Below are 14,122 nucleotides of genomic sequence, written 5' to 3'. Positions count from 1 at the left end.
GCACCGATCTTGATGCGCATCGTCCACTATGTAGACTGCGATGTTTACGTCCGTCCGCTTCTCCTCACGGACGCGGAAGAATCGGCGACCCGGCATCTGACAATCTGCATAGTGACATTCGACCTGTTTGTGCTTGAATCGCCCCAGAATGACTTCAACCTTGGGTAGCGTGGAAAGCGCCCGCAAGAAACGGTCCTGGTTTGGCCGGCGTGGTCCGTCTATCAACGCCGTGAAGTATCGGATCAGAATGAGGTCGTCATGTGGACGCAGGAGAGTAAAGTAGCGCTGGAGATTGAGCCACTTATACGGGGTGCCTTTGACGGCACCGTAGTAGAGGTTGAAACCGTCGACGTAGACGATTGTTCGCAGCCGCGGGGAACTCACGTACGCTCCAGATAGCGGGCGAGTCTTGAGGAGGAAGAAATGAAACGGGCGGCCATGTAGGCCGCCCAGCCGGCCCGTGGGCCGGGGAGTCGTAACCATAAGATACCACAAATCAATCCCGTCTGGCAGCGTTGCTCGTCGCTTACATACGCTCGGTACGCGCACTCCTTGCGCCTTGCCAGACGGGCGCCTCGACACCCAGAAACGGCACACTTATTCCCTGACAGGCCCTAATCGAGGGACCGGCCAATGTGAAAAAGGTACCCGGTTCCTTTTTCCGCCACTCGGAATCACGTTCCGCTTCTGAAGTGTGCGCGTTCCTGGAGACGCCGGCGGTGAAATCGACCGAACAGGATGATGAACGCAGCCAACACCCAATGAAACATGATGGGGATCGTGTGGCCGAACCAGCGATCTTCGGGAGAGAGGGCCATCTGCACCGGATAGCGTGCGATCATGACGCCCAGATACAGGTAGCCACACCACAGCACGCCGCGGCCGAACCAGGGGCGCGTGCGCACGAACCAGCCGGCGCCCCGTGAGAAGTCCACGCAAACCTTGCCATAGATCAGGATGATGACGAGCTGGGCCGGCAGGAGCAGCGGGTATGGCGCGAGCCCTGAGTACCACTGTTCCATCGGGGGCAACCATCTCACGTCCAGGAAGGCCACCAGCACCTGTCCTGCGACGCGCAGGACAAAGAGGCCCAGGAGGATCCAGAGCGCGGGGGCCAGTCGGCGGGGATCCGTAGACAGCATCACGTCAGCTCACGTCAACAGTCGGCGCATGTGCCACCATTCTTTCTGCAAGCGCTCTGAGGGATCGCCGGTCGGTTCAACCAGCAGGCCTTAGTGGTCCGGTGCACAAATGATGCATCCCGGCCCGCGGCGTTGCTCGTCGGTCAAATACTCCCGGTATTCTTCCTTCTCGCGCCTTGCGGGCCGGGCGCCTCGGCGCCCTCGGTGCGTGGCCGTATTTATGCACCGGACCACTTAGGACTCGGACGCGGCTACTCCGTTCTGAGCGCCACGATCGGGTCGACGCGGGTTGCGCGGCGGGCGGGCACATACGACGCCGCGAGCGCCACTGCGGCGAGCACGAGCGAGACCGCGAGACACGTGACAGGGTCCCACGGCGCCACGCCGTAGAGCAGACTCTGCAGCAGACTGGATGCGCGTACCGAATGTGCGTTCCTTCGAGTTCTGTTGCACAGAATCAGGTCTGTTTTATGGAATTATCGAGTTGACAGCGCGTGTCCCCCGTGCGATACCTGGCTCCTACTGTGATCTCACGAGGTGACGCGACTCGGACGTGGATAGGCTTCTGACGCTCCTCAGTGTATTCCTGCTCTGGCTGACGGGGCTCTCCGTGGTGACTCAGCGCCAGGGGCCCAGCCCTTCGACTGCGCTCAGGGCAGGCCAGTCCGGCGCGCCCCTGCCTGCGCCGGCTCCCGCGACCGGGTCGACCCTTCGGTCCGGCGACTGGCCGGCCTATGGCCGCGATCCTGGAGGGCAGCGATTTTCACCGCTCACACAGATCACCGGTGGGAATGTCAGCACCCTCACACGCGCCTGGACATTCGATACCGGCGCGACGGGCCTGCAGGTCACGCCGCTCGTCGTCGACGGCGTGATGTATGTCGCAGCGGGGACCAGTGGCCTCTTCGCCCTCGAGCCCGAAACAGGGCATGTGCTGTGGCGGTTCCAGTTCCCTGGTGCGGCCGTGTCCGCGCGTGGGCTCGCGTACTGGCCCGGTGACAGCGAGACCGGCCCACGGCTCTATACAGGCGCGGGCGACGGTCGCCTGATCGCCGTCGACGCGAGGACGGGTCAGCTCACCACGGACTTCGGCACCAAAGGCGTCGTGGACCTGAAGGCGAGCGTCAGCGTCGATGGCGCGGAGGGACGCTTCCTGCTCGCCTCACCACCAGCCGTCTACCAAGACATCGTGATCACGGGAGGCAACAACGGCGAGAGCTTTCCAGGCAGAGGCCGGCTTTACGGCGATATTCGCGGGTGGGACGCGCGTACCGGCAAGCGGCTGTGGTCGTTTCACACGGTGCCGCGGCCCGGTGAGCCGGGCCATGAAACGTGGCCAGGCGATAGCTGGAAGACTCGTTCCGGGACCAACGTGTGGGGGTTCATGACGGTGGACGTCGACCGCGGGCTCGTCTTTGCCCCGATCGGCGCCCCCACCGACGATTTCTACGGCGCCGATCGGCATGGGGACAACCTCTATGGCAACTCGCTCGTGGCCCTGGATGCCACGACAGGGAAGCGGCAGTGGCATCAGCAGCTCGTGCACCACGATCTCTGGGACTATGACCCGGCGGCGCTCCCGACGCTCGTCGACGTCCGCCGTGGCAATGAGGTCATTCCGAGCGTGGCGCAGATCACGAAGATGGGCCTCCTGTTCATCTTCAACCGCGTGACCGGCGAGCCCGTGTTTGGCCTCGAGGAACGGCCAGTACCGCAGACGGTCGTCCCTGGGGAGTACACGTCGAAGACGCAGCCGTTTCCGCGCAAGCCGGAACCGCTGTCGCGCATGACGTTCGATCCCGCCGCGGACTTTTACACCCTCACGCCAGAGCACGCCGCCTATTGCAAAGACCTCTGGGAGCAGCATCAGATGTTCTTCTCGGGACCGTACGCACCTATGCCCCTCGAAGGCAACGTGGTGACGTTTCCGAGCACCTTGGGCGGAGGCGGGTTTGGCGGCGTGTCCTATAACCCGACGCTTGGTTTGGTCTTCGTCAACGTCTCCAACCTCGGTATGGTGGGCCGCATGGAACCGCGAGCCACCGATCCCGAGACCGGCGCAGTGACCTCCTACCGCAAGACCTCGCCGTGGGGCGGGGCTTACGCACGGTTTTGGAATCCCGACAGCCGAATCCCGTGTTCAGCGCCTCCGTTCGGTGAGCTGGTCGCCGTCAACGTCAACACGGGAGATGTGAGCTGGAGGGTCCCGCTCGGCTTGGTCGAAGCGTTGGAAGCCAAGGGCATCAGGAACACCGGCTCACTCACGCTCGGCGGGAGCCTAGCGACGGCCAGTGGGCTGGTGTTCATCGGCGCGACCAGCGACAGACGGTTCCGCGCCTTCGATGCCAAGACGGGCGACGAGCGCTGGGTCACGACCATCGACGCCGATGCGAAGGCCGCGCCCATGACGTTCATGGGTCGCGATGGGCGACAGTACGTCGTCGTCATGGCCGGCGGCGGACTCCAATTGAGCCGGTCGGTTCCGGAGTCTGGCTCCAACCTGATCGCCTTTGCCTTGCCGTCTGCGCAGGACAAGAACCCGGCTGACGTGGGGCGGCGCCCGGCGCGTCAGTCGTCACCGCCGGCGACCGTTCCTGCACGGCCCGAGCTGCCAGACGGCGAAGGCAGGGCGCTCGTGGAGCGCCTCTGCGCGGGCTGTCATGATCCGATGATCGTGACGTTCACGCGAGAGAACGACGAGGGCTGGCAGCGCATCGTCAACGACATGGTCGCGCGCGGCGCGGAAGGAACCAGCCGCGAGCTCGAAGTCGTCACAACTTACCTGGCGCGCCACTTCGGCAGAACGCGGCCGCGTCCGTGAAAAACTCGTACTGATAGGAGGTCGAGATGCATCAGCGACGATCGTTCCTGGCGCTCGCGGGGATGGTGGCGACCTGCCTCGGTGTCGGCGGTGCGGAACAGGTGGCAAAGGTAAGCGACGCGCTCCGCGAGTCGCCCCGTCCACTCGCGGGGCGAGCGGACGACAGTGACCGGCCCCTGCACATCAGCGACGCCGACGCGAGCATCGTCAAGGCGAGGCTCAGCGGACCGCGGTTCTTCGCTCCCGAGGTGTTTCACGGCGCCGAGGACTACTACAACCCGCGCGTGCTGCGGTTGCGCTCGGACTACAACTTCCTGGAGGCAATCGAGGGAGAGGAGCAGGAGTTCAACAAGCTCCTCGTGCTGCGGCACTGGGTCCATAGACAATGGCCGATCGACGATGACCAGCGTTTCAGCGGCGACGCCTTTGCCATCCTCGAGGAGGCGCGCAAGACCGGGGCCGGCTTTCATTGCGGCCACTCGATGACGGTTCAACAGGCAGTACTGACGGCCGCCGGCTACGTCGCCCGCAACCTGGGCATCGATCGCAGTCATGAGAAGTTCGGCCGCAGCTTCCACCACGGGATCAACGAGGTGTGGTCCAATGACTACGCGAAGTGGGTGGCGCTGGACGCCAAGTACGATCTCCACTTCGAGCGCGACGGCGTACCCCTCTCGGCGCTCGAGCTGCATGAGGCCCTCCGCGAGAGCGACGGCGAGGGCGTCCAGATGGTCAAGGGCGTCGATCGTCAACCGATCCCCAGGCCCGACCCGGAGGAATACGGCGGGCGGATCGACAGCTACTGGTGGGTCTCCTACCACGTGCGCCAGAACACCTTCACGCAGCCGCACTTCAGCGGAGGCAGCTCGCTGGTGATCTTCGACAACAACGCGTTCCGCCAGGACACGTGGTATCGAGGCGCGGACGACACGTTGGCCAAGCATTGGGCCTACGCGGCGGGCACCTTCATCCCGGTCGCGGACCGTCGCCAAATTGAATGGACGCCTGGCGTCACCTCGCTCGATCGCATCCGCCAGGTAGAGCGGGGACGTCTCCGTGTCGATCCGCGCAGCGCGACGCCGAACTTCAAGGAATACCGCTACCGCATCAACGGCGGCCCATGGCAGTCTCTCGAGGGAGGCCAACGGATCGACTGGCTGCTACGGGAGGGTGAGAATACGCTCGAGGTGCGGACCCGCACCTTGTTCGGCGTCGATGGACCGCGCGCCCGAGCAACCATCGAGTATACGGGCCCAACCGCTACAGCACGCACCTCCGACCAACGCAAGCGACCGTGACAACCGCCGCGCCGGTGGCGTCGTGTCGCCCTGTCAGGGGCTTCCCACCTCTGGGCGTGTGATGGCGATTCTCAGCCAGCGGTGCGCCAGGCGGGTCGCACCTTCGCGCTGATACACGGCGCTCCAATGGGCGTACGCGCGATGCTGGCTCAGCTCGTTTCACACGATTGCCGTAGACGACCGTGTGGCGACCCTCCCCAGCGGTGGAGAGGTCGTGGTTGAAATCGAGATACAGCCATTTCACCGAGCCATCCGGCCAGGTCGCCATCGTGCGGTTCTGGCTCGGCACTGGCGTGCCCCGTGCGTCGAGGACGGCCGCGTGCTCGGCGGTCGCCAGCTCTCCTTCAGGGATTGGCAGGCCCGAGCGGACCGGCCAGTGTGTCCCGCCTGCGAAGCGTGGGACGTCGATACGCAGCGCGACCCTCTGCTCGTCAACCGATCCGCGCGTGAGCTCACCGGGTCGCTGGAGGGCGGCGTGAAACAGACGGTCGACCGAAGACGCATCGTCGACGGGATACAGGCGCACGTAGTCGAAGTACACCGGTCCCTCGGAAATCGGATCCGGGTAGGCGGTATCAACCCAAAATTCAATGGCTCCATTCCGCGCGTCCAGCGTGCCGAGCTCCGCCTCGGACCCGCCGGCGAACCGCGTCCAGGTCTTGCCGTCGACGGAGACCGCCACGGCCCTGCCGGGATCATTCATGATGACCTGATACGCACCAGGGCGGACGCGTTCGCGGTAGTGGAGCGCTGTGGTGACAGCAGGGGGCCGATGGGCGCTCACCGAGTCCGATTTCAAGACGGCGCCATCGAACCAGTAGATCTCGTTGGGGCGGTAGCGAAAGCTGGTGCGCCAGTCTTCGCCCGCCTGATCCGGCTCGGAGAGGTCGTCCAGGTCCACCAGGATCAGCGCCCACTTGCCGTCGCCGTCGCGGTCCTCCCGCGCGATGTGTGCCCGGTTGACCACGCCGTGGTTGGCATCGAGCACCAAGCCACGCCGCCGGCTCGGATCGAGCGGCGAAACGAGCGCCCCGGTTTCATAGGGGTCCACGTTGGCGGGCCGGAATTCGAGGTCCCCGTCCACACCTCGCCCCGGCCGCTCGCCCGAAGGCGCGCGCGGACCGTGGCGGCCTGCGGCCTCACCGGAAAGACACGACGCACATGCTGCCAATCGGTCCGGTACACATTTGGCCCCGTCGCCAGCGACGACGGCCCGGGAATCTCCTGGCCCGAGGCGTCGTACGCGGCCAATTCCGGCAGGGCCCTGGTGCCCGGTTCAACCCGAATGCGCATGCTGACTTCAAAGGCCTCACCGGGCTTCGCGGCGTAGGCTCGGAGGGACTCCAGCGTGAATTCGTCCTGGACGGCTGAGACGATCTTCCAGGTGTGGGGCCCCTGCTGCTCCATCTGAACGCCGGGCGTGGAGACGGGGCGCCACTCGGCAGACGCAGCCGCCGCCTGCGTCAGGACGAAGAACACGGCGAGGCGAATAGACATACACGTGACCCCGCTGCCAGGGCAGCTCAGTGAACGATACTCTCCCATCACAGGCCCTTGGGAATGACGTCTCTGACCGCTTGCTCGGTTTCGGATGATGATGCGTTATGGCACGCGCGACGAGTGGTGTCAAGAAACGATTCTGTGTGACAGAACATACTCTATCTAAAGGAATTTATGCTTGCCGCGGCGCATCAACCGTGCCATAAGGAGTGCCTGAAAATTGAGAGACCGATCCGGCGGCACACTGATAGAACGCCACTGACAGATGCCGATGCGATCCCTCACCCGCCGCCGCTTCCTGTCCCGGACGCTCGATGGCCTCGCCGCCAGCGTACTGGTTGACGATGTCGGCACGCTCGGGGCCCACGTGCTTGGCGGGCGCCCGGCGCGCGCACGCGACATCGCGGTGCTTGGCCCGGCCAGCCGCGTCCCAGTCGCCTTGATCATCGACGATTCGACCTGCCTGGTGAACCTGAACCGCTTCGCCATGCCGCAGTTCGACGAGGCGTTCGGCGGCGCCAACCAGGCGTACAAGAAACCGTGGCGCGAATGGCCTGTCGAGATCCCGGATCGCTTCGTACGCCGCTTCGGTGAGTGGTGCGCGGACCAGGGCGTCAAGGGCAAGTACAGCATCGTCCCGTATCCGGCCTGCGTCGGACGTCTGGATCGCGGGCTGCCCGGCTGGACCCGGCGAGAGCTCGCCGACAGCCTGGAGCTCGTGCGGTCGCTCATGCTGCCCAACTGGGACATTCACCCGGAGATCGTCACGCACACGCGGGTGATCGATCTCGAGACGGGGCACCCGTACGCGGATCATTCGCTGCGCTTCATGGAGAACTGGGAGTGGACCACCGGCCGGTCGGCCGACGAAATCGCCCAGTACATGGCCTACGCTCTGCAGATCCTCAAGAACGTCGGCCTGCCCTGTGACGGGATCACCACGCCCGGCGGCTTTGCCATCCAGGCGCTGCCGGAGCTGGCCGAAGCCACGTTGCAGGCGGTCCGCGACGTGTTCCGCGCAGAGATTCCCCACTACTTTCGTCACTCCTATTCGAAGGGCCACGAGAGCGTGGCGCCGCGCGTCGAGCTGGGTGCGGGGACGCCAGTCGCTCAAATTTGGTGTCCGCTTCGCACGTGCCAGGCTGGAACGCCAGGTCAACATCCCGGACGGGCTGCTTGGCAATTGGCTGTTCACCGACCGGTATACCGGCTGGCCGTATGCCGACTTCTTGCTGGGTATCCCGTCGCAAGCGAATCGAGAGTTTCCCAATCCCCCGACCCGCGAGCGGCGGAACGAGCTCGAGCTGTTCGTGCAGGATGATGTGCAGCTCCATCCCCGGCTCACGTTGAATCTCGGGCTGCGCTACGAGTATCGCCCCCCTTGGAGCGAGGCCAATGGCCTGTACTCCACCTTCGACCCGAGCTCAGGGAGCCTCGTCATTCCGGATGGCGCCTCGGCGAACATCAGCCCGTTGTTCACTCAGGTCTTGCCGCAGGTGAACGTCATCGAGGCGTCACAGGCAGGGTTCCCCTCAGAGACGCTGGCCAAGAGCGATCTGAACAATGTTGCGCCGCGTGTGGGCGTGGCGTTCCGGCCATTCGGGCACGCACGGACCGTGATCCGCGGCGCGTATGGTCTCTTCTACAACGTCGCTCCGGCCACGAATTCAGCGGGGGGGTCACCCTTCAAGCTCAGTGAGCCCCCCTTTGTCAATCCGGCCGAGGCCCCGGAGCTGGTCTGGCCGTTGGCGTACCCGACCGCCGGTGTGACGCCCAGCGCGCAGGCGTTCCCCGGCGACTTACAGGCACACGACCCCGACTTCGTCATTCCGTACACGCATCAGTGGAACGTGACGTTGGAACAGGAGATCCAGAACACCGCCGCGCGTGTGTCCTACGTGGGCACGGTTGGCCGAGCCATGCCGGTGCAGCGGAATATCAATATCCCCGAGGCCAATGCCATTCCGTTCATCGACAAGCCGCGTCCGTTCCCGGAGTATTCCGTGATCAATCTGCGAGAGAACGCCAGGACGCACGACTATCACGCCCTGATCACAGAGGTCAAGCGGCGTCTGGCAGGCGGCCTGTCGTACCAGGTCAGCTACACGTGGTCGAAGCACCTGGGGAACACTGAGGGCACGCTCGAGAATCCGTTTGACCTGGCGAGCCTCCGAGGCCTGCTGTTTCGCTTCCCCAACCATCGGCTGACGGGCAATTTCATGTGGGAGCTTCCGGTCGGCCGCGGCCGGCCGTTCGGTTCGTCCTTCCACGGCCTGACCGAAGCCGTCTTGGGTGGCTGGCAACTCGCCGGGGTCGTGAGCCTCCAAAGTGGGGATCACCTGACGCCCGTGTATAGCGCCCCAGATATCCATACGAACACGCAGTTCACGACTAGCTCGACACCAGGGGAGGTCACGTGGCGACCGGACCGTATCGCCGATGGGAACCTACCGACCGACCAACAGTCGATCGACCAGTGGTTCGATCTGTCAGCCTTCAAGGATCCAGGCTGCCCGGACGCCGATCCCTTCTGTAGCGGGACCGCCCGCACCAGCGTGGAGCGGTACGGCAACGCGGGCGTGGGCATCATCGAAGGTCCGGGCTCTCGCGTCGTGCACCTGGGGCTCTATAAGAGCTTTCACATTCGTGACCGGGTCCGGCTGCGGTTCGAGTGGACGGCGACCAGCGCGTTCAATTGGCCCAACTACAGCAACCCGACTGTGAACCTGTCCAACACGACGGACGTGGGTCGCATCACGGAAGTGGGCGGCGCCGCCGGGGGTCGCGGTTTGCAGGATGTCGGGAGGCCACGCGAGATGCGTCTCGGTCTGCGGCTCGACTGGTAATGTGAGAGCCGCGCTGCTCCAGGCAGCAAGCGCTGCGACCACGGCAGCAATCGCGGTGAAGAGGGCGAACTGCATGGCGGTTTGAGGGTGGCTGTTCTCAGGTCGACTCGTGCTCACCGGAGATTGGCGAGAAGAACACGCCCTGGCTCTTGATCAGCGGTGCCTGCGGCGAACATGCAGGATCTCTTCTCGCGCTCATCGGGGAACCGCTCGTGATTCGACGGATGCTCGGCCATCTCCGTCTCCCGACGGCGGTTCCCCCCCGCCACGTCCGGCGCCACCGAACGCCGTTAGAGGTGGTTCACGTTCCCGTGGACGCCGACACTGTGCTGACTCGTGAGTTCGGGAAAGGTCTGTACTGTCTTGGGTGTTGGGGGATGCGGGTTGGGCGTGCTCCCGAACGTCGCATCCGAGGGTCGCGTCCGATAGCCGACGTTGGGTCACCTTCCGCCGAAAGCCCGCTAGCTCCTATCGTCTGTCCCACACGCCGCGGTCATCGCGTCGCGGGAACCTCGCCCACGAGCCAGCGTTGGTTCGCCCACCCGAGTGAGCGGGGCCTGGGATCGGGTCGATCCGAAGCGGTTCAGATCGGGATTGTGAGCAGAGCCCCGACAAGCGCCGCGATTGGTTCCACCAGGCCGAGAACAAGGTCTACGAGGACGTCGACCGGCAATACGCCTGCCATGAGTAACCTCCTTTTTGCTACCACCACCAGAGGCTCATGCACCCACCATCCTTCAGCTCTGACATCTGCCGTGCGGGTGGCCACCAGCGCCGAGCCTGAGGAGCTGCTCGAGCCACCGGCGTGACGAATCGGGCGCGTGTTTGGGGAAGCGAGCGCCCGCGTCCCTGCATGAGCACGGGCAACGTAACATATGGGGAGTATAGTGTCAATTGGAAGGGGATCTCGAGGCAGCAGATGGCACGTTGTGGGTGGGCGCTGCGAACGGTCTCTATCGCGGCCGGCCCGCGGGCGAGGGTTGGCAGTTCGATGAGGTCGTGCCGGATCTCAGTGTGTGGTCGCTCGTAGAAGACAAGAGGGGATCGTTGTGGGCCGGTACGACAGAGGGTTTGCTCCGGCGGGATCGGGCTGGTCGGATCCAGCAGTTCGACTACCGCCACGGTCTCCTGGGTCCCGACACGGCAGAGCCCGTGGACGACACGGTGCGCGTGGTGTTTCTCGATGTCGAGGGGCGCCTATGGATATCGCTGATCGGCTACGGCGTGTGCCGCCTGCGCGCGTCCACTGATTCGCCACAGGCAGAGTTTTGTTACACCCGTGAGTCGGGATTGCTCGACGACATCAATCGCGGCTTGACGCAGTCGGTCGACGGGTCCTTATGGATCGCGTCGAACCGGGGGCCGATGCAAATCGTGCCGCCCTTCGACGGCTCGCGGGCGCGCCTGCGTAGTTTCGAGGGCAACGACGCGCTCGATGTGAGGGTGTTCGGCGTGACCGCAGGCCGAGACGGCAACATCTGGCTGTCCACCTCGAATCTCGGCTTGGTGCGTGTTGTTGACGGGGGGTTCACGCGGTATGGGACCGAAGACGGGCTCACGCAGGACGGGGCGCCCAGCCTCTTCCTCGATCGCACGGGCACACTCTGTCACCTGTTCGCCGATCATGTCAGCCGGTTCGAGGGTGAGCGCTTCGTGGGCCGTCGCCTTCGCGTCCTGCGCGACAGCAGGCGATTCAACTTCGACTGGGGTTGGACCCAAGCCGCGACCCAGGATCATGAAGGGCGGTGGTGGGTTGCCACCGACCAAGGCGCGTACCGCTTTCCTGCGGTTCCGATCGTGGATCTCGCCACGACGCGTCCCGATCTCACGCTGACAACCGACGACGGACTAGCGGCCAATCACGTGGCCCTCCTGTTCGTCGACAGCACGGGGGCCGTGTGGACCTGCACGGCTGGCGTCGAGACAGGTGGTCAGAACGGTTGCACCCGTCGGCACCCAACCTCGGGTGCCGTCGAGCGAATCGACTGGTCTGCGACCGGCGCGCCAGACGAGATCGCCATCACCATCGCAGAGGACCACCACGGCCAGGTGTGGCTCGGCTTGCTGAGCGGCGGTCTCCTTCGATATGCCGCCGGGCGGCTCACGGCGTTCGGGCCTGCCGACGGCGTGCCTGGGCAGGCCATTCGTGGCCTGCGCGTTGATCGGCGCGGGCGACTGTGGATTGGATCCAGCCACGACGGCCTCGCGCGGCTCGACGACGCTCGGGCGGCGCGGCCACGGTTCGTGACATACACGCGCCGAGAGGGGCTCTCGAGCGACTCGGTCTACGCGATTGCGGAGGATCGCTTTGGTCGGATTTATTTCGGGACCGTCAGGGGGCTCGACCAGCTCGATCCGGACACTGGCAAGATCAGGCACTTCACGGCACGCGACGGGTTGGGCGCAGGAAGCGTCCGTGCCGTTCTGGCCGACGCGCAGGGCGCCATCTGGTTCGCGACGACCCGTGAGATGACACGACTGGTGCCACGCATGGACGCCGTGGCGTCCGCGCCGCCCGTGCGGATCACGCGCGTGCGCGTCAACGGCGAGGCCCTGCCTCTCTCCGATCTCGGCGAGCGGCGACTTGGCGAGCTGAAGCTCGGACCCGGCCAGAACGGTGTGCAAATCGACTTTGGATCGATATCACTGGCGACCGGTGAAGCGCTCCGCTACGTGCATCGACTCGTCGGCGCCGACACACGGTGGAGCGAGCCCCGGTGGGAGCGCACCATCACGTACGCCAACCTGCAGCCCGGTCGCTATCGCTTCGAAGTCCGCACGTCCTCGGCACCTGGCGTGGCGAGCGCCGAGCCAGCGGTCGCATCATTTGTGATCCTGCCACCGATCTGGCAGCGGTGGTGGGTGCTCTTGCTCGTGGGCGCCACGCTTGCGCTCGCGATGTACGCGGTCCATCGCCTCAAGCTCGAACGCGTCGTCGCGCTGGAACGGATGCGGATGGGGATTGCCACGGACCTGCACGACGAGATCGGCGGCACGCTCTCGCGGATGGCGATTCTCACCGAGGTGGTGAAACGACAAGCGGCGCTGCCGGCCCCCATCGAACAGCGTCTCGACGATGTGGGCGAGACCGCGCGCGGTCTGGTCGACACGATGAGCGATGTCGTGTGGTCCATTGATCCACGCCGCGACCACCTCGCGAGCGTGTTCGTGCGGGTGAGGGAGCATGCACACGACGCGCTGGAGGGCGCGGCGCTGAGCTTCGACGTTCCCGCGTCCGCGGAGGACGTGCGGCTCAGTCCCGATCAGCGCCGACACCTGTATCTCATCTTGAAGGAAGCCCTGACCAACGTGGCCAAGCACGCATGGGTCTCGCGAATGGCGTCCAGTAAGCGCGCCGGCCTCGTCTTCTTCAACAAGTAGCCGATTGCGCCATTGCAGATGGCTTCGAAGATCTTTGCTTCCTCCGCGTACACGGTCAGCATGAGTACCTCGACGTGCGGGTACTCCTCGCGGACCAAGCGCACGCCTTCCGAGCCGGAGATGCCTGGGAGGTGGACGTCGAGCAAGAGAACGTCAGGGGCTCGCTCGCTCAGCCTCTCGAGCGCATCCTCCAGCGTCCGATACGCGCCAATACAGCGGAAGCCCTGAGCGCCGTTGATCAGCTCTTGGAGCCCGTCGCGCGTCTCCCAGTCATCTTCGACAACGGCCACGCGAATGACGGGCGGCTGCGCCATGTTCCGCATCGATCCTCGTGACGACTGACGTCGGGCGCCGCCGGCATGACCCTCCCCACATCAGAATTTGGCTTTGGCGGACGATGATGCCCACCCCCAACCGGCCACTGGATGGTAACCCGGAACCCGGAGCCAGCGGGGCGCATGAACATGCGCGACGGAGGTGTGTTGTCACTCGACTGTCGCGTAGGTGAGCTTGGGGCTCAGGAACCTCCGCCCGCGAGTTCTCGTCTCAGTGGATGACGCCAGCGTCCGCCCGACCTCAGGAGCTCGCGTGAGACACCACCCCACGGCTAGGCGCAGTGCGGCTCTCTTGGCCTGTGTCGGCGCCCTCGCTCTCACCATTCGCGTGCCGCTCGCGGCCCGGTTGCCTTCTCCCGGGACCCCTCCGATTGCCGAAGAGACGGACCTCGACGCGCTCATGGCGCGCGTGCTGAAGCGGCGCGACGAGAACTGGCGCCGCCTGCACGAATACGTCCTCAGCGAGAAGGAGCGGTTCGACATTCGGAACCCCAAGGGCCAGCCGCTGTATGGCGGACGTCGCGAGTACATGTGGTACATCCGAGACGGCTACTTCATCCGTAGTCCTTTGCGCTTCAACGGCGTGACGGTTGCGGAGACAGAGCGCCGCGCCGCCGAGGCCCGGTGGCTCAAAGAGGAACAGCGTCGGCAAACCAAGGTCGCAGAAGAGAAGGCCAGGGCGTCAGGTGCTCTCGCTGGCGCTGTGGACACGCCTGACGAGGTGGCCAGCGTGAAAGAGCTCACGGCCGAGGGACTGGAGCCGCGCTTCATCTCACAAGCCTACTTTCTCGACTTCAAG

The 14,122-nt window shown here is 65.0% G+C and carries 10 protein-coding genes; 6 read left to right on the top strand and 4 right to left on the bottom strand.

Going from position 1 to position 14,122, the window contains the following annotated elements; translation table 11 throughout:
• Both GEV06_25820 and GEV06_25815 read right to left on the bottom strand, forming a co-directional pair.
• On the bottom strand, nucleotides 1-483 hold a 483-nt coding region (locus GEV06_25820; GenBank protein MPZ21286.1), incomplete at its 3' end, for an NYN domain-containing protein.
• A 191-nt stretch (nucleotides 484-674) separates the two neighbouring features.
• Entirely contained in the window at nucleotides 675-1,142 is a 468-nt protein-coding gene (locus tag GEV06_25815) for a hypothetical protein (GenBank protein ID MPZ21285.1), read from the bottom strand.
• Nucleotides 1,143-1,695: 553 nt separating this feature from the next.
• Between GEV06_25815 and GEV06_25810 the strand changes: the two genes are divergently transcribed.
• Nucleotides 1,696-3,963 (top strand): PQQ-binding-like beta-propeller repeat protein, encoded by a 2,268-nt coding sequence (locus tag GEV06_25810; protein MPZ21284.1) that lies wholly within the window; start codon nucleotides 1,696-1,698, stop codon nucleotides 3,961-3,963.
• 26 nt (nucleotides 3,964-3,989) lie between these two features.
• Nucleotides 3,990-5,261, top strand: coding sequence for a hypothetical protein (locus tag GEV06_25805; protein ID MPZ21283.1), 1,272 nt, complete (start codon nucleotides 3,990-3,992; stop codon nucleotides 5,259-5,261).
• Here the strand turns inward: GEV06_25805 and GEV06_25800 are convergent.
• The gene (locus GEV06_25800) at nucleotides 5,224-6,312 is read right to left on the bottom strand and encodes a hypothetical protein (GenBank protein MPZ21282.1); all 1,089 of its coding nucleotides are present in this window, start codon (nucleotides 6,310-6,312) and stop codon (nucleotides 5,224-5,226) included. The two genes, GEV06_25805 and GEV06_25800, sit on opposite strands and share 38 nt — an antisense overlap.
• Nucleotides 6,313-7,026: 714 nt before the next feature.
• Between GEV06_25800 and GEV06_25795 the strand changes: the two genes are divergently transcribed.
• The 3 genes from GEV06_25795 to GEV06_25785 all read left to right on the top strand — a co-directional run bounded on the left by GEV06_25795 (nucleotide 7,027) and on the right by GEV06_25785 (nucleotide 12,988).
• Nucleotides 7,027-8,082, top strand: a complete 1,056-nt coding sequence (locus tag GEV06_25795; protein MPZ21281.1) for a hypothetical protein — start codon at nucleotides 7,027-7,029, stop codon at nucleotides 8,080-8,082.
• A complete protein-coding gene (locus tag GEV06_25790) occupies nucleotides 8,072-9,607 on the top strand; it encodes a hypothetical protein (protein ID MPZ21280.1) in 1,536 nt (511 codons plus the stop codon). The genes GEV06_25795 and GEV06_25790 overlap by 11 nt, the downstream gene beginning before the upstream one ends.
• A gap of 894 nt (nucleotides 9,608-10,501) precedes the next feature.
• The gene (locus tag GEV06_25785; protein ID MPZ21279.1) at nucleotides 10,502-12,988 is read left to right on the top strand and encodes a hypothetical protein; all 2,487 of its coding nucleotides are present in this window, start codon (nucleotides 10,502-10,504) and stop codon (nucleotides 12,986-12,988) included.
• On the opposite strand, the gene GEV06_25780 is transcribed toward GEV06_25785, so the two are convergent.
• Nucleotides 12,871-13,311 (bottom strand): response regulator, encoded by a 441-nt coding sequence (locus GEV06_25780; GenBank protein MPZ21278.1) that lies wholly within the window; start codon nucleotides 13,309-13,311, stop codon nucleotides 12,871-12,873. The genes GEV06_25785 and GEV06_25780 overlap by 118 nt on opposite strands.
• Before the next feature lie 265 nt (nucleotides 13,312-13,576).
• Here GEV06_25780 and GEV06_25775 point away from each other — a divergent pair.
• A partial coding sequence (locus GEV06_25775; protein ID MPZ21277.1) for a hypothetical protein occupies nucleotides 13,577-14,122 on the top strand: 546 nt, incomplete at its 3' end.

Source organism: Luteitalea sp. (genome assembly GCA_009377605.1).
Taxonomy (GTDB): domain Bacteria; phylum Acidobacteriota; class Vicinamibacteria; order Vicinamibacterales; family Vicinamibacteraceae; genus WHTT01.
Note: the sequence above shows the minus strand (reverse complement) of the source record. Positions and strands in the feature narration are given on the sequence as shown.

Coding starts and splice junctions, on each gene's coding strand:
- GEV06_25805 (MPZ21283.1), top strand. CDS start 3,990: ATGCATCAGCGACGATCGTTCCTGGCGCTCGCGGGGATGGTGGCGACC.
- GEV06_25795 (MPZ21281.1), top strand. CDS start 7,027: ATGCCGATGCGATCCCTCACCCGCCGCCGCTTCCTGTCCCGGACGCTC.
- GEV06_25815 (MPZ21285.1), bottom strand. CDS start 1,142: ATGCTGTCTACGGATCCCCGCCGACTGGCCCCCGCGCTCTGGATCCTC.
- GEV06_25780 (MPZ21278.1), bottom strand. CDS start 13,311: ATGCGGAACATGGCGCAGCCGCCCGTCATTCGCGTGGCCGTTGTCGAA.